Source organism: Deltaproteobacteria bacterium, from assembly GCA_026712905.1.
Lineage (GTDB): Bacteria > Desulfobacterota > Binatia > UBA9968 > JAJDTQ01 > JAJDTQ01.
Genome location: JAPOPM010000165.1, coordinates 11,331 through 31,562, shown reverse-complemented (window position 1 = coordinate 31,562; position 20,232 = coordinate 11,331). Strand labels below are relative to the sequence as shown.

Here is a 20,232-nt window from a genome sequence, read left to right as displayed (position 1 = left end):
TAGGTCGGGTGGTTTCAACGCGAGTCCGGGGCGGTAGCGCCAGTGATTTCATTGACTTGGATATCCCGATCTGACAAGATCGGTGCTCATGCCGAACGGTCCTGAATCACGCACCGCCCACCACGACGAGAAGCTGCAGGAGATCCTCAAGACGGCTGCGGCGATCTTCGCGGAGAAGGGCTTCGACGGGACCTCGATCCGCGACATCAGCCGAGCCACGGGGATGAGTCTGGCGGGTCTGTACTATTATTTCCGTACCAAGGAAGAATTGCTGTGTCTGATCCAGGAGCGTTGCCTGGTGACGTTGCTGGATAATGCGGGGCGGATTCAGACCACGGAGAAGAGCCCGCGCGAGAAGGTCGCCTTGTTCGTCCACAACCATCTCGGTTTCTTTCTGCACAACATGAACGAGATGAAGGTGATGTCCAGGGAGGACACGGCGCTGACGGCGGACTACGAGAAGCGCATTCTCGAGTTGAAGCGGCGCTACGTGAAGGCCTTGGTGGACCTGGTGGAGGAGCTGCGAAGAAGCGAAGGCGCGCACAAGCTCAACGTGCGCGTGGCGGCGCTGGCGCTCTTCGGCATGATGAACTGGATCTACACTTGGTACAATCCCAGCCGGGACCCCTCGCTCGAGGGGCTCATCGAACAGGTCCTGCGAATCTTCTTCTTCGGCGTGCTCCACGGGGAGGTCGAGGACGAGGGAGCGGAGGACCATCTGCGCCGGTCTTTCCTGCCGGACGACAAGAGCTTCGTGCTGTGGCCCGAGTCGTGAGCCGCTGAGCCGCGGCCGCGCTGGGTAGGCGACGTCCACCCGAAACGTCATTCCCGCGAAAGCTTGCCCTCGACCCCGATCGGGGGCGGGAATCCAGGGGTGGCGGGCCAAGGCGTGTCACGCGGCGGCGCTCGAACGCTGGCTCACGCGCTGGTACCAGGCGGCGGCGTGGCGGCATTCGGCGGGCAGGCTCATCTTGATCCAGCCGGCGAAGTCCACGGCCACCTGTGCGGTGATGTCGGCGATGGTGTAGCGCTCGCCCGCCACGAAAGGGCTGTGGGCGAGTTGCGTGTCCAGGGCGGCGAAGAAGCGCTCGACGCGGGCGCGGCCACGTGACACCAGTTCCGGGATCTGCTCGGCGCCTTCCGGGCCGGTGAGGGCGCGGCCCTTCAATCCTCTGGCCTGGTTGCGGAACGCTTCGGTGACGGCGAGGAAGCCGTCGATCTCGAAGCGGTGCTCCCACATGGCCACCCGCGCGCGGTCGCTCGCGTCCAGGCCCATGAGCGGCGGCTCGGGGTGGGTCTCCTCCAGGTAACGGCAGACGGCGACGGCTTCGCTCAAGGTGGTGCCGTCGTCGAGTTCCAGCACCGGGACGGTGCACCAGGGGTTCAGCTCCCGGAACGACTCGGTGAGGTGTTCGCCGTTGCGCAGGTCGATCTGGACGGTGGGGATGTCCAGGCCTTTCTCGGCGATGAAGATGCGCACGCGGCGCGGGCTCGGAGCGGTGCTGCAGTCGTAGAATTTCATGGGAGGGTTATACCGGACTTCGTGCCGGAATGCCGTACCGCCGGAGCGTGTTTTCGAGCGTCGGGCGGCCGAGCCGGAGGCGGCCGTCGTTCAGAAGGTACGAGAACAGATAGCCGGCGCCGAGCATCAGGATGCCGATCAGGAAGCAGTACATGACGGCCCGGTCGGGGTGCGAGTCCTTCAGGTATCCCACGTAGAGCGGGCCGAAGATGCCCGCGGCGGCCCAGGCGGTGAGGATGACACCGTATATCTTCGCCATCTTCTCGGTGCCGAAAACGTCCAGGATGTAGGGCGGCATGGTGGCGAAGCCGCCGCCGAAACAGAGCAGCACGTAGCACACCAGTACCGAGAACACCCACGGGTTTTCCTCGGTCATGAGCACGCCGAAGACGACCATCTGGCTGGCCAGGAGGATGCGGAAGACCTTGACGCGGCCAATGCGGTCGGACAGGAGGCCCCAGAACAGCCGGCCCACTCCGTTGCATACGGAGCTGGCGGCGATGAGCGTGGCGCCGTACTCCGCCAGCGCCGCGGGCTCGACGGTGGGGTCCGCAAGTCCCCAAACCTCCTGCAAGAGCTCCGACTGGAAGCTGATGACCGAGATGCCGGCGGCGATGTTGAAGAAGAACACGGTCCACATGATGATGAACTGGCTGGAGCTCAGGTAGGGCAGGGTGGACTCGGGCTCGTCCAGGTCCAGGCGCTGCGGGACGGACGCGCCCGGGGTCTTGGACGGGGCCACGGGGTCGCTCAGGGCCAGGCTGCACGGCAGCAGAATGCCGGCGAAGATGATGCCGAGCCACAGGAAGACCAGGGCCAGGTCGCCCTCGGTGCGCACCACCAGGAACGGCGCCAGCCCCTTGCTCAGGAGCAGCGCGCCGATGCCGAATCCCATCACCACGATGCCCGTGACCAAGCCCTTCTTGTCCGGGAACCACTTGGCCACCGTGGCCACCGGGGTCACGTAGCCCAGGCCGATGCCGGCGCCGCCGATGACGCCGTAGCCGAGATAGAAGAGCGGCAGGAAGTCCAGCCACAGCGCCGCGCTGGCGATCACGTACCCGACCGAGAACATGGCACTGCCGGTGAGCGCCAGCCGCCGGGGTCCCAGCCGTCCCAGCGCGGAGCCGGCCCAGGCCGCGGACGTTCCCAGGGAGAAGATGGCGATGCTGAAGGCCCAGGCGGTCTCGGTGTGCGTCCAGCCGGCCTGGCGCACCAGCATGGTCTGGAAGAAGCTCCAGGCGTAGACTGTCCCGAAGCATATCTGCAGCATGGTGCAGAAGAACGCGATGGCGGCCCTGGGCATACGCACCCCGCTAACCTCCCGTCTCGCGGTTATCCGGTGCCGTCCGCCGCCGGGGGCGGCTCGTCCGACCGGGTCCGGCGTTGCGCTATGTGCAAGAGCAGGCGCGCCAGTTCCCCGGCCTCGTCGTCCCGCGCGAGAATCTGTTGGTCTTCGGTGCCCTCGGCGTCGTCCTCCTTGGCCAGCTTGACGGCCAAGGCCAAAAGGTCACCCAGCGGCCTGGCGGCCAGGTTGACGAACCATATGGATCCCAGGACCCCGACCACCAGCAGGATGGAAATGAGATACACCTGCTGGCCGATGGCCCGTTGGATCTTGAGGCCGATGACGTCGAGGTCCATGCCCACGTGCACGGTGCCCGCGAAGCCTGCCAGGATCGGGCTGCCGACCTCCACGAACTCGCCCATCCCCGGCAACTGCCTGTTCACGGCCTGGGTCTCGCTCGGGTCGCTGTTGAGGATGGCCTCGGGAATGCCCGGAACGAAGGTGTGGGCCAGGAACTCGCCCGTGTCGCTGGTGATGTAGACGTAGCGGATGCCCTGGATCTCCACGAACTGGTCGATGAGCGACTGGAGCGTGGCCAGGTTGCGGTTGAGCAGGATGTCGACGCTGGCGTCGGCGATGGTCTTGGCGATGTTCCGGCTGTTGCCTTCGTACTCGGTCGAAAGGTGAGTCTGGACCGTGTAGATGGTCAGCGCCGAAGTGGACAGCACGACCAGGCCGAGGAGCCCGAAGATGCCGAACTGTGTCTTCTGGAACAGTTTTCTGATCTTCATGATCACCCGAACTTGGCTTTCCAGTCGTCCAGGGTCACGAACCGCCCGTCCTCGACGACCGTGTAGTAGACCTTCTGCAAACCCTGCCTGCGCTCCGGCCCGAAGGACACAGCCTCGCCGATGCCCAGGTCGTAGTCGCGCACCGAGAAAACGGCCTCCTCCAAGCCGCTTCTGTCCGGCCGGCCCTTGAGGCGGCGCAGTATCTCCACCAACAGCTTGGCGTCCAGGTACCCTTCCAGGCTCACGAAGCTGTTGGGAAACGGCGTATACGCCTCCTTTACCAACTCCTTCGGCACCTGGGGGTCGTAGCGCGCCATCAACTCGCGATATTCCTTGACCGCCGGTATGGAGGTGTCCTCGTAGCTGGGCACCACCTGCGAGTTCACCAGGTAGCGCGTGTATCCATCGGGGTCGTCCTGACCCTCGGACAGCAGGTTGAGCAGGTTTTCGCTGCCGACGAACGACAGGTTGGCGATGGGGACCCGGAGGCCCAGGTCCACGGCGTCGCGCGCAAAGGCGGCGCACGCGGCGTACGCGCCCACGCAGATCACCGCCTCGGGAGAGGCTTTCTTGAGGATCTCCACCTGCGCGCGCATGCTGCCGGTGAACCGCGTGCCCCGGCGGTAGGTGGCCTCGCCGGCGATCTCGTAGCCGTGCCTGGCCATGGCTGCCCGTACTCCCGCCCAGCCGCTGCGGCCGTAGGCGTCGGCCTGGTAGAACATGGCGATGCGTTGCCGGCCGATGCGCACGAAGTTGTCCACGAGGCCGGCGGTCTCCTGGCGGTAGGAGGCCCGCAGGTTGAAGGCGAAGTCGCCGTAGGGCGGCTCCCGCTGAGGCTGGGCGCCGGTGAAGGGGAAGAACAGATAGACGCGCTGGGCCTGGAACTTCTTCAGCATCGGCAGAACGCGGGTAACGGTGGGCGTGCCCACGTAGCCGAAGAGCAGGAAGACCTGGTCCTCCAGCATGAGCTTCACGGTGTTCTCGACGCAGGGATCCGGCTGGTAGCCGTCGTCGTAGAGCTTCAGCGCGATCTTGCGGCCGTTGACGCCGCCGTTCTTGTTGACCTCGTTGAAATAGGACTTGGCGCCGCGATAGAGCTCGGTACCCAAGCCGCGGGAGGGCCCGGAAAAGGCGGCGGACACTCCCAGCACGATCTCGCCGTCGGGTCCGATGCCTCGCAGCGCGGCCGCGCGGGCGCCCGTGTTCAGGGAGTGGAGCCAGGGAGGCGCCAGCATCGCCGCGAGCCCGGCGCGGACGAACGTTCTGCGCGTCAGGCCCGCGCGCGTGGCCGGAGTGGTCTGGCCGTTTCTACCGGTAGGACTCTGCGTATCCACAAGCGGCCTCGCTTTCCTGAAGTTCGATGCGATGGGAATCCGCAGTTTCGTATTGAGAACAGTCTCTCCGCAGGTTAACGGCTCTGGCTTGTTGAATCAATGGTCCTGGAAAGATCGCAACAGCTCCAGGGTCTCTCGGTCTTCCTTCAGGTCCTTGCCCTTCGGGGTCTCCAGGCACATGGGCAGGCCGAAGAAGCGCTTGTCGTTCATCAGCAGGCGGAACGGCTCCACGTCCAGGTGTCCCTTGCCGATGATCTCGTGGCGGTCCACCCGGCAGTCGAGCTCCTTCTTGGAGTCGTTCAGGTGGAAGGCGGCGAGCAGCTTGACGCCGATGACCTCGTCGAACTCCGTGAAAGTGCGCTCGTAGCCTTCGCGGGCGCGGATGTCGTATCCGGCGGCGAAGGCGTGCTGGGTATCGAAACAAACCCGGAGCCGGTCGCTCTCCTTGGCGCTGTCGATGATGTTGCGGATGTGCTCGAAGCGGTAGCCCAGGTTGCTGCCCTGTCCGGCGGTGATCTCCAGGGCGACGCGCACTTTGAAACCCTTGCAGCGCCGGTGGATCGCGTCCAGCGAACGCGCGATGGTGCGCAGACCGGCGCGCTCGCCGGCGCCCGTGTGGGCGCCCGGGTGGGCGATGAGACAGGGAATCTCCAGCGCCTCGCACCGCTCCATCTCGTCCACGAAGGCCGCCACGGACTTCTGCCGCAGCTCCCGGTCGGGCGCGCCGAGGTTCAGCAGGTAGGAGTCATGCGCCACCACCGTGTGGACCCCGCTGGCCTTCTGAGTGTCCTTGAAGGTGCGCACGTCCTCCTCGGTCAAAGGCTTCGCGGCCCACTGCCGCGAGGACTTGGTGAAGATCTGGACGGCCTCGCAGCCCAGGCTGTCGCCCGCGTGGAGCGCGTTGTACACCCCGCCGGCGATGGACATGTGGGCTCCCAGAAGGGGCCGGTCCTTGGGGGGCTTCTTGGGCGGGGTGGCGGCCATGATTTTGGAGTTGTACCACAAGCATGCCGTCCACTTCATCCTCGGAGGAATGGGCGCCAACGCGTCGTGGCCGGCCCCGGACAGGCGCGTGCCGGAATTTGCCACGCGCGGCGCTTTGCAGTATTTCAACACATCGACCAACAAGGAGGTCCGTCATGGCCAACTGGCTTCTCAAGACCGAGCCCAACGTCTACTCCTTCGCCGACCTGCAGCGGGACAAGAGCACCATCTGGGACGGCATCAAGAACAACCTCGCCTTGAAGCACCTCGCCACCGTGAAGAAGGGCGACCGGTGCATCATCTACCACACCGGCGGCCTGCGGGTATGCGTCGGCCTCGGCACCGCCACCACCGGCGCCTATCCCGACCCCGAGAAGGACGACCCCAAGCTCCTGGTGTTCGACATCAAGGTGGGCAAGGCGCTGAAGCGCGAGGTGTCGCTGGCCGAGATGAAGCTCAACCCCCAGCTCGAAGGCTTCGACCTGTTCCGCCTGGGGCGGCTGTCCTTCGTGCCGGTGAGCGACGCCCACTACGACGTCGTCATGGAGATGGCCAAGGGTTGAGGGCCGGGCAAGAGCGCGGCTCCGAGGCTCCGAGCGACAACAGGAGGGAACCCATGAAGAAGGCAGACTTCCGGCAGTTCTACCGCGACGCCCACGCCGTCGACAGCCTCAGCGAGCGCGAGAAGATCTTCCTCGGCCTCGCCGTGGCCATGACCCGCAACTGCGATCCCTGAGTGGACCGCCGCCTTGCGGACGCAAGGAAAGCAGACATCCCCGAGGAACACCTGGACGCCGCCGTGGACGTCATCGCCGCCGTGGACGCCGGCATTCTGGAGTCGCTGAACCAGCGCATCAAGCAGCGGCACAAGGAGCGGGAATAAGCCGTTCCGCGGACCGCTGCGTGCTTGAAACCCGCCGTCCGAGGTGGTAAACGTCAGGGTCCCACAGTGGTCGCATAGCTCAGTCGGCTAGAGCGCTTGCCTCACATGCAAGAGGTCGCAGGTTCGAGTCCTGCTGCGACCACCATCCAAGAGAACTCTGGCTCACCTGCCAAGTGTAGGACGAGCATTCGAAGCCGCTCTCAAGCGTGGGAGCGGCTTCAGTAGTTTTCGGCGACTCTATACCGTGAAGTGGCGACGGTTTGGCGTGTTTGGCATGAGGCTTGAACACACCGTGAGCTCGCCTTGCAGGCAGCAGAAGAAGGTGTCAGCCTGAACAGGTTGGTCAACGCGAGGCTGGCGGGATTCTGAGTATGGCGAGGAGGACACGGCATGAGTAGCGACTTGAAGATGTTTCTTTTGACGGCGGACGATCTGGTGCGTTGCCATTGGGACGGCCGTTCCCCTCGGGTGGAGGTGTTGGACCGGGTGTTGGAGGGAGAGGTGCTGCGCGAGGTGACGCGGGACGCGGGGGACCCGAACCGGCTCTACGCGGCGACGAGCACGGAGATGCACGTGAGCGAGGACGGCGGTGAGAGCTGGAAGTGGATTCCCTCCGGCGGCCTGGACTACCGGGACATCTGGACGATGCGGGCGCATCCGACCCGGGCCGGCGAGCTCTACGTGGGCACGCTGCCGGCGGCGGTGTACGTGAGCGAGGACGGCGGGCGCTCGTTCCGTGAGCTGACGGCGTTCCGCAGGATCGAGGACTACGCCCGCTGGACCTTTCCGCCGCCGCCCCATACGCCGCACATCCGCTGCATCGTGCTGGACGGCCGGGTGCCGGACGAGATCATCGTGGGGGTCGAGGAAGGGGGCGTGGTGCGGAGCCGTGACCGGGGCGAGACCTGGGAGGACATCAGCGGACCGTCGAGCACTGCCGCATACCCCGAGCACAACGACCCGGCGGGCGTGTTGCCGTACCAGATGGGCGCCCACGAGGACGGGCGCGTCTATCGCGACGTGCACTGGCTCATGCGCGATCCCGCGAGCCTTGAGACGTTGTACGCCACCACCGGAATCGGCACGTACCGCACCGACGACGGCGGCGCGTCCTGGCGCAAGCTGGAATACGACATGGGACGTTCCTACGCCATTCCCTTCGACATCCATCCCGGCGTGCCGGAGCGCATCTTTCTGGGCGCGGCCGAGAACGGCCCCACTTCCTGGAAGGGCCACCGCACGGTCCGCCCGGGCCCGTACAACACCATCCGCTTCAGCCGCGACACCTCCGAGGAGCTGGGCGGCGCCAAGGCCGCCATCCTGCGCAGCGACGACCGCGGTGCGACGTGGCGCAAGCTCACGGGCGGCCTGCCCGAGGGGCATGTGCACATGACGAGCTGCGTGGCGGTGCATCCCGGTGCCCCCGACACCGTGGTCATCGGCTACACCGACGGTTCGGTGTACGCCAGCCACGATGCCGGCGAGGCTTGGGAGAGGCTGGAGTTGCCGGAGACCCGGCTCTACGGGGTGCGGCTGCTGGCCGATTCCTGATCCGGTCCGCGGCGTGCCGGAGCGGTCTTCCCGCCCGGCACGCTGCATTCCCTGCCGGATGTCCTGTCCGGTTCCAAGCAGAAATCAACTTGAACAGAGCGTGTGCGTCACGGTGATGCGCTCGCCGCGGTAGAACTCGCTCAGGAAATCGTCCGGGTCGGCGTAGCGCCGGTTGGGTACCAGCCGCGCGGGGAAGCTGAACACCAGCGGGTCCACCGCGAACGGGTAGGGGTCGAGGACGGCGCGGTGCTCGGCCACGGTATCGATGTGGATGTGCACGGGAGGCTCTCCCTTTCGGGTGGGCACGTCCACGTCGTTGAGCGTGTCGCTGGGACCGAGTTTCCGCTCCTTGCTGTTCAGGGGATAGCGGTTGCACACGTACTGCGCGAGCTGGTCGAACACCTCGATGTAATCGTAGTTGGTCCAGATCCGCTCCTCGGAGGCGTAGTCCGCGAACTCTTCGGACTGGGCCAGTTCGGCGGCCAGGCGTTTCCTCAGCTCTTCCTGATGGTCCACGTACGCGCGCACCCGCGGGTCGGCGGTACGATCGGGCGGATGGGTGTACTTGCCGTAGCCGGCGTTCATCAGCGCCACCCCGTGCATGGCGATCAGCATGGCCGCGTAGGGATCCCGCTGGACCACGTCGTTCACCACGTTCGTGTAGAAGTCCAGTCGCAACTGGCCGAGGAACTTGAAGCTGCCGTCATGGTAGTCCATGGGGAAGTTCTTGTCGTTCAAAGTGGCCGGCTTCATCTCCCATTCCCACCAGCCGTGGTCGTGCTCCTGGGCCGCCAACACGACGGATGCATACGGCTCCGGCCGGTCGAACGCCTCGTTGCCCCAGTGCGCGGCGAAGAAACCCGCTACCCGCGAATGGTCGAACTGCAACGCGAGCATCAACTGCGAATCGTTGTAAGGGTTGACCATCATGGTGAGTTTTCTCCTTCGCTCCGACCGGGCGTACCCTCCAGGCGCGCGCGGGCCGCACCCGCAGGGCGCTACTTCTTGCCCTTGAGCACGTCCAGCATGGGCTGCCGGTACTTGCTGTACAGGTCCACGAACACCTTCATGTCGCCGGCTGCCGCGGCGGCGTTCCCCGGCACCAGGGGGATGCCGAACGAGGCCGCCCAGTCCTTGTACGCCTTGCTTTCCATGGTCTTCAACAGCAGGCTCTCCCACTTCTTGTGGAGGTCCTTGGACATTCCCGGAGGCCCGACCATGGCGCGGAACACCTTGACAATGAGGTTCTTGTAGCCCAGTTCGATGGCCGTGGGCGTATCCGGGGCGTTCTTGGCGCGACTTTCGCCGAGGTTGACGATGGGCACGATTTCACCCGAGCGGATATACGGCAGCGTCGAGGGGTGGTCTATGGGCTGCGTGAACACGTCGAAGTCACCCCGAAGCAGGCCCGGCAGCGTCTCGCCGGTGCCGCCATAGCCGGCCACCACGTCGAACGGGATCTTCAGCTCATTGGCGGCGAGAAACGCGTGCACCCAGCGCGCGATGCCGATGCCCTCCACCCCCCAGGTCACCCGCTTGGCCTTCTGAAGATCCTTGACGGTGCGGTAAGGCGATTCGCGACGAACCAGCAACGCCTCCGCCTCCTGGGAACTCACCACCGCGAGCCAGGTGAACTTGTCGATGTCATAACCGACGTTGCTGCGGATCATCTGGGTTCCCAACATGCCGTCGGCGTAGATGTGTCCGACGGTGTAGCCATCGGGCTTGGCGCGGTACATGGCCACGGTGCCGGTGATGCCGCCGGCGCCGACGACGTTCTTGACGATGATGTCCACGTCCTTCGGGATAAAGGGCTTCATGTAACGCCCCAGGGCCCTGGCAATGGCATCGAACCCGCCTCCCGGTGAAGCGTGCACGAGAATCGTGATGTCACGGTTGGGAAACTCGGCTTGAACGGTGCCGGCGAATGTCATGAGGCCGAAAACGGCGAACAAGGTGGCGAATGTCCTCTTCATGTTACCCTCCTGTGGTAAGGTTCGGAGCGGAACCGCCGCATTATAGGGTCGGGCCGAAGGCGGTGTCAACGACGAAAAAATTCGGGCTGGAGTGCGAGGTCGACGCGTCGGACCCGTTGACACGTGCGGTTCCGATGCTTACCTTTCGTTCGCAACGAGGAGCTCCATGACAGTTCGATAAGAACGTTACAGGGAAGGAGATACGAACCATGTTGGGTTATGAAGTGACGAGGTGGAACCCGCTTCTGCACAATGGACATCGGGACTTCGATGCCATGTTCGACCGGTTCCTGGGACGCCGCGAGTTGAGTGGCGGTTGGATGCCTCCGATGGACGCATTCACGCGTGACGATCACTACGTGATCCGGATCGACATGCCTGGAGTGGATCCGAAGGACCTGGACATCCAGGTGGAAGGCAGGGTCCTGTCCATCAAGGGAGAGCGCAAGGGCGAGGAGCAGGGGCATTACCTGCGGGAGACGTTCCGCGGCAAGTTCGAGCGTACCGTGAGGCTGCCCGAGGGGCTCGCCACCGACAAGCTGGAAGCCCGCTACCAGAACGGCGTGATCGAGATTTCGGTGCCGCTGCCCGACCAGGCGGTGGGACGCAGGGTGCCGATCCGGATCGAGGTGGCCGAGCCCAAGGCCGTCGAGTCCAACGCCGGGTAACAGAACGGCTGGCGGGTTTCAGCCCATCGATCCAAAGGGGCCTCTCGAACCGGGAGGCCCCTTTTTTCGCCCCTCTTCACACCTCGACGATAGGCTGCCCGATGATCCACAGGCTGAAGATGGTGTAGCCGACCATCAGGGCCAGCATGGGGATTTGCGCCGCCACGGTAGTCCCTCCGCCGGATGCGCGGCGCGCCGCCCGATGGGCCAGCCACACGGCGATGACGTGGCCGGCCACGATGACGAAGAGCGAGAACAGCCAGAGGAAGCGCGCGTCCACCACGGTGGGGTCCGGCGTCACGCCCGCGGTGCCGAAGAGGTCCCAGCCCACGCCGAACGGGTCGGAGATGTGCCCGTAGAGAAGCTGGCCCTCGACGATCAACAGCAGCAGGTAGTGCGCCAGGTGGTAGGCGATGGCGATGGGCACGAGCGTGAGGACATACTCGGAGGCCACCTCCATGGCGCCTCGGTGAGTTCCTCGCCGCAAGCCCTCAAGGCGCGCCATGAGCCCGCAGGTCCCCAGGAACAGCGCCACGAAACAGGCCGGCGCCAGCAGGAGCCCGCTGGTGAACACCAAGGTGCGCGCGCCGGTGTTTCCCAGGAACTGGGTCCAACCGATGTCGTACAAGGCATGCGACGACGCGGCGTAGAGCGCCGCCCACACGGGCGTGTGCAGAAAGCCGTCGAAGCTCACGGTGGCGAGCAGCGTCACCACCAGCACCACCATGGAAACCGGCACCTTCCCGCCCTCCGCCAGTCCGGATCCGTAGTGCCGTAGCACCAGCGCTCCTTCGGGCGTGCGGGCGAGTGGAGCGAAACGGCCGAACAGTCCGAAGATGATGGAGAAGGGCTCGCCGCACCTGAGCCACGGTTCGACGCCGTAGCATGTCATGGCGGCCCAGGTGAGCGCGCTGTAGGCCAGGATGAGGACGGCGAGGCGCGCGGGCGCGGTGTTGTTCGGCCAGACCAGTTCGGCCCAGGCAAAGCACAGGTACAGGAAAACCGCCGGCCACACGCCCATCCACGAAGGCAGCGGCCGCACCGCGCGCCCGCGCAGCCCCTCGGGCAGCAGCGCCGGCACCGCGGCCCAGGGGTTCAGGGCGGGCCAGACATTGCCGGCCAGGGCGCACACGACGCCCAGTCCCGGGATGACGGCGCCGGTTTTCAACCGCCGCCACTCAACGACAGCGCATGTCGGTCCGCACCACCTGGTGATGGATGGTGCCGCTGCTGCCGCCCCGCCGGATGCCGCCGCCGGGCAGGTGAATCCAGCCGTTCAGGTAAACCAGGCCGGTGACGCCGTGGACCGGTATGGGCATGTCCGCAAGCCGCGTCCAGGTGTCGGTCCGGGGGTCATAGACCTCGTGGTGCGGGAACACGCCGCTCGGCCCCGCCGACGGATGCTCGCCGCCGAAGGTGTGGAAGCAGCCCTCCACGGCGATGCCGTTGAGTCCGCCGCGAGCTTCGGACATGGGCCGCCGGGTGGCCCACTGGTTGGTCTTGGGGTCGTAGACCTCCAGGGCCGGGGTGATCTCGCTGCGGAAGCCTCCGCCGAAGCGTCCCCCGGCCACGTAGAGCTTCCCGTCGATGTTCGCGGCGGCGATGTGGTTGCGTTGGGTGGGCACGTCGGGCAGCGCCGTCCACTTGTCCGCCTTGGGATCGTAGACCGCGAAATCGTGGCCCCGCGGCGGGCGTCCTCCGGCGACGTAGAACTTCCCGTCGATGACGTCGTGGGCCATGGCGCTGCGCTTGGTGGGCATGGGCGCCCGCGCCGTCCACTTCCTGGTCTTGGGGTCGTAGGCGTGCACCGCGTCGGTGTAGCGGGACCGCTCGCTGCGTCCGCCGGCGTTGGTCTGCCCGCCGATGACGTAGAGGAGGCCGTCGAAGCCGATGGCCGACGCGTGGTTGATGGTGGTGGGATAGGGCGTGGTCAGTCCCCACTTGTCGGTGGCGACGTCGTACACCTGCACGGTGTCGACGCTGATCCGGGTGGAGGGGTAGCCGCCCACCACGTAGATCTTGCCGTCGACATAGGCCACCGCCATTTCCGAGTTGGGCTCGATCATCTCGCCGCGCTTGCTCCACTCGCTGGCGGGCTTCGCGTCTGCCGCCAGGGCGGGCGTGCCGGCCAACGCGAGGGCGCCGCAGAGCACCGCCAAGGTCATGTATTTCAGGTGAAGCGATCCTTGTTTCATGGTCATCGTCAAGCCTCCTGGGTTCCCTCTACTCTCATTGACAAACAAGGTCAAAACCAATAAGGCCAAACCAAAAGCCGAACCTGGAGGTGGAACCATGGGTAGCGCGACTTGTGTCGATACGGACGGACACGTTCTCGAACGGGCGGCGGACATTCGCAAGTACCTGGAAGCGCCCTGGAACGAGCGCGGGACGCCGCTTTGGCCGGGAGACCAGCCCTGGGATCCGAACCTGTTCCAGGGGTTCAAGATGTCCGTGAACTGGGAGGGGCTGGCGCCCGAGGAGCAGGTACGGCGCTGGCACACGCTCATGGACAAGCAGGACATGGAAGTGGCCATCTGCTTCCCCACGGGTTCGGGCAACATCGCCAAGAACCAGGAGGTGCCGTATCAGGTGGCCGTGACGAAGGCCGCCAACACGCACTTCGCCAAGGAGTACAACGCGCTGTCGAACCGCCTGAGCTGCGTCGGCGTCCTGCCCATGAAGGCACCCGAGGAGGCCGCCAAGGAGCTGCGCCGGGCGGTCAACGAGCTCGGCCTCAAGGGGTTCGAGATCCTGCCCACCGGGCTCCCCATCGCCCTGGGCGAGACCTACTATGACCCCATCTACAAGGCGGCCGAGGAAGAAGGCGTGGTGCTGGGCATCCACGGCACGCGCAACACGTCGCGCGAGCTGGGCGCCTCCATCCTCACCACCTTCGCCGAGGTCCACTCCTACGCCTTCACCGCCGGCATCCTGCTGCAGTTCACCAGCCTGGTGTGCCAGGGCATCACCGAGCGCTTTCCGAAGCTCAAGCTGGCCTTCCTGGAGATCGGCGCCACCTGGCTGCCGTACTACCTCGACCGCCTCGACGAGCACTGGGAGAAGCGCGGCACCCACGAGATGCCGCTGCTCAAGCAGAAGCCCAGCGACGTGGTGCGGGAGTCCAACATGTACTTCAGCCTGGAGTCCGGGGAGTCCCAGTTGGCCGCCACCGTCGACTACGTCGGCAGCGACCACTTCGTCTACGCCTCCGACATCCCGCACTGGGACAACGAGTTCCCCGGGAACCTGCACCAGCTCAGGAACCACCCGGACCTGTCGGACGAGGTGAAGGAGAAGATCCTCCGCAAGAACGCTCAGCGGCTGTTCGATCTCAACTAGCGCGGGATCTCGTGTGGCGGGGATGATGTTCCCGTAAAGGGAGCCGGCGGGGAGGGTCTTCATGGATGCCGTGCAGATGGAGGTGGTCTACCGGGCCACCGCGCAGATCGCCAAGGAGCTGGCGCTCAACATGCTCCGCACGGGCTATTCGAGCGTCATCAAGGAGAGCCAGGACTTCACCTTCACGATTTTCGACGGCCAAGGGCGCATGGTGACCCAGGGCCTTCCGCAGCCGCTTCACATCGGCGGCATCTCGGCCCAGGTGGGCGAGGTGATTCGGGTGTTCGGCGACGACATGGCGGAAGGCGACGTCTTCATCCTGAACCACCCGTACTTCGCCTGCCAGAACCACGCCACCGACGTCACCGTGGTCTCGCCGGTCTTCGACCAGGGCCGGCGCGTGGCCTTCATCGCCAACACCGCGCACAAGCCGGACCTGGGTGGGATGGTGCCAGGCACCAACTCGCCGCAAGCCACCGACGTCATCCAGGAAGGGCTGTTGCTGCCGGCGCTGCGGCTGTACCGGGCGGGCGCGCTCAACGAGGACCTCAAGACCATCGTCATGGCCAACACGCGCACGCCGGAGGTCACCTGGGGGGACATCCAGGCCCAGGCCCAGACCAACTTCTACGGCCTGCGCAAGCTGGCGGAGCTGATGCACCAGTACGGCGCGGACGATGTGACCGCCTGCTGGACCCAGTGGATGGACATCTGCGAGGCGGAGGTGCGCAAGGCCATCGAGAAAATCCCCGACGGGAACTACGGCCCGTGCGTGGACTATCTCGACGACGACGGCCTCGACCGGGAGCGCGCCTATCGCATCGCCGCCTCCCTGCGGGTGGCGGGCGACGAGATGCACTTTACGCTGGAGTCGTCGGAGCAGGCGCGCGGCCCGGTCAACCTCCGGCCCTGCGTCATCCGCAACTTCATCGACTGTCTTGCGGTGGCCGTGCTGTGCCCCGACCTGCCGGTGAACCAGGGCATCTCCCGGCCCATCCACGTCGCCTTCCCACCCGAGGGTTCGATCCTCAACCCGCGCTATCCCGCGCCGGTGAACATGTACGTCCGTCCCGCCCAGATGGTCACTTCGGTGGTGCAGATGACGCTGGCGGAGGCCCTGCCGGCGGTGGTGCCCGCGCCGGACAGCGGTGCCGGCGGCTCGGTGTCCATCTCCGGACAGGACGTCGATCGCGACCGATGGTATTCGCTCTACGACCTCAACTGCGGCGGCGGCGGCGCGCGCGCCGAAAGCGACGGCCCGGCGGTGCTCAACTCGCTGGTGATCAACGTGATGAACACCCCGGTGGAGCCGCTGGAGACGGAGTTCCCCATCCGCATCGAGCGCTACGAGCTGTTCGAGGAATCGGGCGGCGCCGGCCGCTACCGCGGTGGCCTGGGCATGGTGCGGGACTGGAAGATGCTCGGTGACGAGGCTTTCGTGAACCTGCGCAGCGACCGTTTCAAGTATTCCGCCCCCGGTCTCCACGGCGCTCGCGACGCGCTGCCGTCGTCGGCCTTCCTGAACCCGGGCACCGAGCGGGAGCAGGAGCTTCCGTCCAAGGTGGGGCGCCTGCGGCTCGGGAAGGGCGATGTCTTCCGCATCCGCTACGCGGGCGGCGGCGGACGCGGCGACCCCTTCGAGCGGGATCCCGCCAAGGTGCTGGACGACGTGCGCGACGGCTACATCAGCGCCGAGACCGCGCGCGACGCCTATGGCGTCGCGGTGAGCGGCCGGCCCCTTGAGATCGACGAGGCGGAGACGCGCCGTCTCCGGAGCGCGCCCCGTAAAGGGGACGCGGGATCGGAACGGGCGTAAGCTCCCCGTGGAACCCCAAGCTCCCGCCGCGCGAGGCTGGTTCCGGGACTTCCTCCTTACCTGCGGCGCCCGCTTCGGGCTCTTCTTCGCCATGTTCCTGATCGAGCCGGTGTTCCCCGTGTACCTCAAGAACATGGGGACGAGCCCGTTCATGATCGGTGTGGTCATGGCCGCCTTCCCCCTCGGCGCCACCCTGGTGCGGCCGCTGGTGGGAGCCTACATCGACCGCCTGGGCAGCAAGATGTTTCTCGTGGGGGGGCTGAGCATCTTCATCACCGCCGCCACGGGCTACGTCTGGACCGCCTCGGTGCTGGTGGCGCTGCTGCTGCGCACGTACCACGGCTTCGGGTGGTCGGGATGCACGACGTCCATAGGCACCTTGGTGGCGGACATCTCTCCGGATCATCTCCGCGGCACCCTCATCAGCTACTCCGGGGCGGTAAGCACCGTGGCCTACTCCATCGCGCCGGCCTTCGCCTTCTGGATAGTGGCCGGTTATGGCTTCCCGACGGTGTTTCTCAGCGGGGCGGCGGCGGCGGCGGTCGGCCTGCTGGCGGCGCTGTCGATTCCCGAGCCGGTGAAAGCCAAGGCCGTGGCCCGGCGCCTGCGCTGGTTCGAGACCTTCATCCTGCCCGCATCCCTCCTGCCCGCGGTGAGCATGGGTCTACTGGGGATCTCCCGCGGCAGCATCATCGCCTTTCTGTCGCTTTACGCCCTGGAAAAGGGAGGGGACCCGGGCATCTGGTTCGGCGTCTTCGCGGTGGCGGTGGTGGCCGGCAGGCCCATCTTCGGTCCGCTCTCCGACCGCAAGGGCCGGCCGTTCGTGATCATCCCAACCTACCTCCTGGCCCTGGTGGGCATGGTGGTGCTGGTGCTGGCGCGCACGCCCATGATGCTGCTGGTCTCCGCGGCCATCATGGGGTTCGGCTACGGCTCCACCCATGCCGCGCTCATGACCATGACCATCGACCTGGCACCGCGCGATCGGTGGGGCCTCAGCATGGCCCAGTACCACCTGTTCTACGACCTCGCCATCGGCATGGGCGGGGTGTTGGCCGGCGTCATGCTCCACTTCAACGGCAACAACTATCCCGCCATGTTCCTTGCCACCGCGGTGGTGGGGCTAGGCGGGTTCGTTCTGTTCGTGATGAAGTATCGGACGGGCGGCCACGCCACGCCGATGTAAGGGAATCCGCGGTGACGAGTCTCGCGGCTGTCCGTATTCGTCGACCCCCAGCACGCCTCCGCCAGGTTGGCTCGCCCGATAACGCTCAACGTCCCTATCCCTGCTCTCCGTGTGCCGGGCGATGCTCCTGCAGTTCTCCCTTGTGGATGTGCATCCGGCGCCGGCATTGGGCCGCTACAGCCTGGTCGTGAGTGATCACGACGATGGTCGTCCCGCGATCCGCGTTCAGCTCCCTCAGGAGCTTCATGATGTCCTGACCGGTGGCCGCATCGAGGGCGCCGGTGGGCTCGTCCGCCAGCAGGATCTCGGGCTCACCCACGAGTGCGCGGGCGATGGCCACGCGTTGCCGCTGTCCGCCCGAGAGCTCGTCCGGCCGGTGTTCCACACGCGATCCGAGCCCGACCCTCTCCAGCGCCTCGTGGGCCCGGCGGCGAATTTCCTTGCGGTCGACGCCGCGGTAGATCAGCGGCAAACCGACGTTTCGCCAGGCGTTCATGCGCGGGAGGAGATGGAATGACTGAAACACGAAGCCGATGGTGGCGTTGCGCAGGGCGGCGAGCTCGTCGTCGCCCATCGACTCGATCTCCCGGCCCTTCAGGATGTACTTCCCGTGAGTCGGTGGATCGAGGAGGCCGATGATGTTCATGAGAGTGGACTTGCCGGAACCGGACGGCCCCATGATGGCGGCGAGATCACCCTTGTCGATATCCAGGTTCACTCCCTGGAGCACGTCCACGTTCACCGGGCCGATGCGGTAGCTCCGGCGAATGTCCACGAGCCGCAGCAGCGTCGGTCCGGCTTCCGCCCCGTTCACGGCACGATCACCTTGTCGCCGGGCGCGAGACCCGCGAGGATCTCGACCGAGTCGAGGGTGGTGACCCCGGTCTTTACCTCGACCACGCGTTCGCTCCCCGTGGTTTCGTCCCGCACGCGCACCCGTGGCGTGCCGTTGGAAAGGTCCACCGCCTTGACCGGGACAACGAGCGCCCGCTCGCTTTCGTGAATGACGATCTGCATGTCGGCGGACATGCCGAGGCGCACCGCCTCGCGCTGTTGAGGGTCGAGCTTGTCCACCACGGCCGCGATCTCGAAGGTCGGCAAGCTCTTCCCCCCGGGGGAACGGAACGCGCGCGACGAGACATGCGTGACCGTCCCCTCCAACGTGATGCCCGGGAAGGCCGGGCCGGCGATCCTCACCGCGTGCCCCGGCCGGATACGGCGTACGTCCACTTCATCCACCCGGCCCGCCGTGGTGACGCCCTCCATGTCCGCGATCGTGACGAGGTGTTGTCCCGGCTCGATGGAGGTCCCGGGCGAAAGTCCATCATTGTCCCGCCCGAACCCTTCGCCGAGACGGAGCACCACACCTGCAACCGGAGCCGTCACCGTTGCGTTGCGCAGCAGCCGTTCGATACGCTCGAGGTCTTCCTTGGCGTTGGCCAGCTCCAGACGGGCCAGTTCCCGTTTGTCGGGTCCTTTGTCGAGGACCGCGTCGAAGTCCTGTTCGGCGGACTCCAGATCCAGACGCCGCGCCCGCCGCTCCCGCTCCGCGGCCTTCTCCCGCGCGGCGGGCGTGAGCCCTTGCTCGACCAGGAATGCCGTCTCTTCGAACTTGGTATTCGCGCCTTCGAGGGCGATGCGCGCCTTGGTCACGGCCCGTTTCGCCTTCGACGCGTCGACGCTGTTCTTCCAGTTGGCGAGCCGCTCCGCCTCTGCTTTCGCCTTGAGAAAGATCGCCTGTGCCTTCCGGCGCTGGATCTCGACCTCGCTCACGTCGAGGCTCAGCAGCGGCTGGCCCGCGGCGACACTCTCCCCAAGCTTGACGTGGACCGCCCCCACCTGTCCTCCGATCGGGCTCGTCACGGAAACCTGGCGGCGCGGCCCGATCTCGCTCGCCACGGTGATCGTGGACACGATTCTCTTGGGCTCGACGACAAGGAGGCGGACGCCGGCGACCGCTCCGCCGGCGTGGGTCTCCTTCGCGCCGAACCAGGCGGTGGGAGATTCGTTCCACAGATAGGCGCCGATGCCGAGCACCAGGACGACGGCGCACGCCGACGCGACCAGCCGCACCGCGCGGATCTTCTGCAGCAGGGTCCCGAGCTCGACATTGCGCCCTTCGAGGCTACGGTAGGCTTCGCGCAGTTCCTCGTGTTTGCTCTGGAGGTCCCTGGCGAGAGCCAACTCCTTGGCGCGCAGGCGTTCGAGTTCCGAGATGTCGCTGAACACGGCAACCAGGGCGCGGTCGGAGCCTTCGCCGCTCTCGGTCCCCCGCAAGTAGGAACTCTCGACCGCCAGCGGCCGTATTCGGCCGTCCACCGTGACGTTGACCACTTGCTGACGGCCCACTGCCCCCTCGTAGATTGCCGCCAGCACGGCCTCGCTCAGCTCTTCGAACCCGCCGTTGGCCACGAAGACCTCGGCGAAGCTGTGCCCCACAACGGCCTCCCGTTCGAGGCCGAGGATCTCCGCGGCCGCCGGGTTGAAGGTCTCGGTCCGTCCCTTTCCGTCGATGAGCATGACGCCGTACGCCATGCTCTCGCAGATCATCCGGAAAAGGACGTCCCGGTCGGCTGCCGCACCCGGTTCCCGGGCGCCTGAGCCGGCCGGCCCTCCGCGGGCGGTCGTCATGGGTGTGTCGGTGCGCATATCAACTCGGACCCTCAGCGTGTCGATGGCCGTCTTCGCGATATGCTGGACGATCTAGGGGTCTTCGGGGAAGACCCGTGCGAGCGGGGGCGCCGCGCGGGTCGAAGAGGACTCCTTCCTTGGCGAAACAACAAATGATAGAACAATTATCCAAAAGAGAACTTGTTTGTCAATGATAGTCTTATCTATCCCATAATGGAACTTCATTCTGTCAACGACAATCCCACCGATGTTGAGATGGATAA

Annotated in this window: 19 protein-coding genes and 1 tRNA gene; 9 read left to right on the top strand and 11 right to left on the bottom strand. The window is 66.0% G+C overall.

Annotation, left to right across the window (positions count from 1 at the left end):
• The first annotated feature begins 88 nt into the window (after window positions 1-88).
• Entirely contained in the window at window positions 89-775 is a 687-nt protein-coding gene (locus OXF11_13840; protein MCY4488178.1) for a TetR/AcrR family transcriptional regulator, read from the top strand.
• A 117-nt stretch (window positions 776-892) separates the two neighbouring features.
• Here OXF11_13840 and OXF11_13835 read toward each other — a convergent pair whose 3' ends face one another.
• The 5 genes from OXF11_13835 to OXF11_13815 all read right to left on the bottom strand — a co-directional run bounded on the left by OXF11_13835 (window position 893) and on the right by OXF11_13815 (window position 5,919).
• Window positions 893-1,522 carry a glutathione S-transferase family protein gene (locus tag OXF11_13835; GenBank protein ID MCY4488177.1) on the bottom strand — a complete coding sequence of 210 codons (630 nt, stop codon included), beginning with the start codon at window positions 1,520-1,522 and terminating at the stop codon, window positions 893-895.
• A gap of 7 nt (window positions 1,523-1,529) precedes the next feature.
• Window positions 1,530-2,828 carry an OFA family MFS transporter gene (locus OXF11_13830; GenBank protein ID MCY4488176.1) on the bottom strand — a complete coding sequence of 433 codons (1,299 nt, stop codon included), beginning with the start codon at window positions 2,826-2,828 and terminating at the stop codon, window positions 1,530-1,532.
• A gap of 29 nt (window positions 2,829-2,857) precedes the next feature.
• Entirely contained in the window at window positions 2,858-3,601 is a 744-nt protein-coding gene (locus tag OXF11_13825; protein ID MCY4488175.1) for a hypothetical protein, read from the bottom strand.
• 2 nt (window positions 3,602-3,603) lie between these two features.
• Window positions 3,604-4,935, bottom strand: a complete 1,332-nt coding sequence (locus OXF11_13820; GenBank protein MCY4488174.1) for an ABC transporter substrate-binding protein — start codon at window positions 4,933-4,935, stop codon at window positions 3,604-3,606.
• Window positions 4,936-5,031: 96 nt separating this feature from the next.
• Complete coding sequence (locus OXF11_13815; GenBank protein ID MCY4488173.1) at window positions 5,032-5,919, bottom strand: deoxyribonuclease IV; 888 nt, start codon at window positions 5,917-5,919, stop codon at window positions 5,032-5,034.
• A gap of 155 nt (window positions 5,920-6,074) precedes the next feature.
• Here OXF11_13815 and OXF11_13810 point away from each other — a divergent pair, with 155 nt between their 5' ends.
• From OXF11_13810 to OXF11_13795, 4 genes are all read left to right on the top strand, one after another.
• A complete protein-coding gene (locus tag OXF11_13810; protein ID MCY4488172.1) occupies window positions 6,075-6,482 on the top strand; it encodes an EVE domain-containing protein in 408 nt (135 codons plus the stop codon).
• 173 nt (window positions 6,483-6,655) lie between these two features.
• Entirely contained in the window at window positions 6,656-6,802 is a 147-nt protein-coding gene (locus OXF11_13805) for a hypothetical protein (protein MCY4488171.1), read from the top strand.
• Window positions 6,803-6,870: 68 nt separating this feature from the next.
• Window positions 6,871-6,947: transfer RNA gene (locus OXF11_13800), tRNA-Val, on the top strand.
• A gap of 245 nt (window positions 6,948-7,192) precedes the next feature.
• On the top strand, window positions 7,193-8,353 hold the full coding sequence (locus tag OXF11_13795) for a hypothetical protein (GenBank protein ID MCY4488170.1): 1,161 nt from the start codon (window positions 7,193-7,195) through the stop codon (window positions 8,351-8,353).
• Between the two features lie 84 nt (window positions 8,354-8,437).
• Here the strand turns inward: OXF11_13795 and OXF11_13790 are convergent, their stop codons facing one another.
• Both OXF11_13790 and OXF11_13785 read right to left on the bottom strand, forming a co-directional pair.
• Window positions 8,438-9,283 (bottom strand): DUF3891 family protein, encoded by an 846-nt coding sequence (locus tag OXF11_13790; protein MCY4488169.1) that lies wholly within the window; start codon window positions 9,281-9,283, stop codon window positions 8,438-8,440.
• A 68-nt stretch (window positions 9,284-9,351) separates the two neighbouring features.
• The gene (locus OXF11_13785) at window positions 9,352-10,329 is read right to left on the bottom strand and encodes a tripartite tricarboxylate transporter substrate binding protein (GenBank protein ID MCY4488168.1); all 978 of its coding nucleotides are present in this window, start codon (window positions 10,327-10,329) and stop codon (window positions 9,352-9,354) included.
• A gap of 209 nt (window positions 10,330-10,538) precedes the next feature.
• Here OXF11_13785 and OXF11_13780 point away from each other — a divergent pair, with 209 nt between their 5' ends.
• Window positions 10,539-10,997, top strand: coding sequence for an Hsp20/alpha crystallin family protein (locus OXF11_13780; protein ID MCY4488167.1), 459 nt, complete (start codon window positions 10,539-10,541; stop codon window positions 10,995-10,997).
• A 76-nt stretch (window positions 10,998-11,073) separates the two neighbouring features.
• On the opposite strand, the gene OXF11_13775 is transcribed toward OXF11_13780, so the two are convergent.
• Entirely contained in the window at window positions 11,074-12,165 is a 1,092-nt protein-coding gene (locus tag OXF11_13775; protein ID MCY4488166.1) for a hypothetical protein, read from the bottom strand.
• A 10-nt stretch (window positions 12,166-12,175) separates the two neighbouring features.
• Complete coding sequence (locus OXF11_13770) at window positions 12,176-13,198, bottom strand: kelch-like protein (protein MCY4488165.1); 1,023 nt, start codon at window positions 13,196-13,198, stop codon at window positions 12,176-12,178.
• Window positions 13,199-13,289: 91 nt separating this feature from the next.
• Here OXF11_13770 and OXF11_13765 point away from each other — a divergent pair, with 91 nt between their 5' ends.
• The 3 genes from OXF11_13765 (at window position 13,290) to OXF11_13755 (ending at window position 17,338) form a co-directional block, all read left to right on the top strand.
• Window positions 13,290-14,336, top strand: coding sequence for an amidohydrolase family protein (locus OXF11_13765; GenBank protein ID MCY4488164.1), 1,047 nt, complete (start codon window positions 13,290-13,292; stop codon window positions 14,334-14,336).
• A gap of 61 nt (window positions 14,337-14,397) precedes the next feature.
• Window positions 14,398-16,152 (top strand): hydantoinase B/oxoprolinase family protein, encoded by a 1,755-nt coding sequence (locus tag OXF11_13760; GenBank protein ID MCY4488163.1) that lies wholly within the window; start codon window positions 14,398-14,400, stop codon window positions 16,150-16,152.
• Window positions 16,153-16,159: 7 nt separating this feature from the next.
• A complete protein-coding gene (locus OXF11_13755; GenBank protein MCY4488162.1) occupies window positions 16,160-17,338 on the top strand; it encodes an MFS transporter in 1,179 nt (392 codons plus the stop codon).
• A gap of 94 nt (window positions 17,339-17,432) precedes the next feature.
• On the opposite strand, the gene OXF11_13750 is transcribed toward OXF11_13755, so the two are convergent.
• The gene (locus OXF11_13750; protein MCY4488161.1) at window positions 17,433-18,152 is read right to left on the bottom strand and encodes an ABC transporter ATP-binding protein; all 720 of its coding nucleotides are present in this window, start codon (window positions 18,150-18,152) and stop codon (window positions 17,433-17,435) included.
• Window positions 18,149-19,969, bottom strand: coding sequence for an efflux RND transporter periplasmic adaptor subunit (locus tag OXF11_13745; GenBank protein ID MCY4488160.1), 1,821 nt, complete (start codon window positions 19,967-19,969; stop codon window positions 18,149-18,151). The genes OXF11_13750 and OXF11_13745 overlap by 4 nt, the downstream gene beginning before the upstream one ends.
• Window positions 19,970-20,232 lie beyond the last annotated feature (263 nt).

Coding starts and splice junctions, on each gene's coding strand:
- OXF11_13840 (MCY4488178.1), top strand. CDS start 89: ATGCCGAACGGTCCTGAATCACGCACCGCCCACCACGACGAGAAGCTG.
- OXF11_13835 (MCY4488177.1), bottom strand. CDS start 1,522: ATGAAATTCTACGACTGCAGCACCGCTCCGAGCCCGCGCCGCGTGCGC.
- OXF11_13830 (MCY4488176.1), bottom strand. CDS start 2,828: ATGCCCAGGGCCGCCATCGCGTTCTTCTGCACCATGCTGCAGATATGC.
- OXF11_13825 (MCY4488175.1), bottom strand. CDS start 3,601: ATGAAGATCAGAAAACTGTTCCAGAAGACACAGTTCGGCATCTTCGGG.
- OXF11_13815 (MCY4488173.1), bottom strand. CDS start 5,919: ATGGCCGCCACCCCGCCCAAGAAGCCCCCCAAGGACCGGCCCCTTCTG.
- OXF11_13810 (MCY4488172.1), top strand. CDS start 6,075: ATGGCCAACTGGCTTCTCAAGACCGAGCCCAACGTCTACTCCTTCGCC.
- OXF11_13795 (MCY4488170.1), top strand. CDS start 7,193: ATGAGTAGCGACTTGAAGATGTTTCTTTTGACGGCGGACGATCTGGTG.
- OXF11_13790 (MCY4488169.1), bottom strand. CDS start 9,283: ATGATGGTCAACCCTTACAACGATTCGCAGTTGATGCTCGCGTTGCAG.
- OXF11_13785 (MCY4488168.1), bottom strand. CDS start 10,329: ATGAAGAGGACATTCGCCACCTTGTTCGCCGTTTTCGGCCTCATGACA.
- OXF11_13780 (MCY4488167.1), top strand. CDS start 10,539: ATGTTGGGTTATGAAGTGACGAGGTGGAACCCGCTTCTGCACAATGGA.
- OXF11_13770 (MCY4488165.1), bottom strand. CDS start 13,198: ATGACCATGAAACAAGGATCGCTTCACCTGAAATACATGACCTTGGCG.
- OXF11_13765 (MCY4488164.1), top strand. CDS start 13,290: ATGGGTAGCGCGACTTGTGTCGATACGGACGGACACGTTCTCGAACGG.
- OXF11_13760 (MCY4488163.1), top strand. CDS start 14,398: ATGGATGCCGTGCAGATGGAGGTGGTCTACCGGGCCACCGCGCAGATC.
- OXF11_13745 (MCY4488160.1), bottom strand. CDS start 19,969: ATGACGACCGCCCGCGGAGGGCCGGCCGGCTCAGGCGCCCGGGAACCG.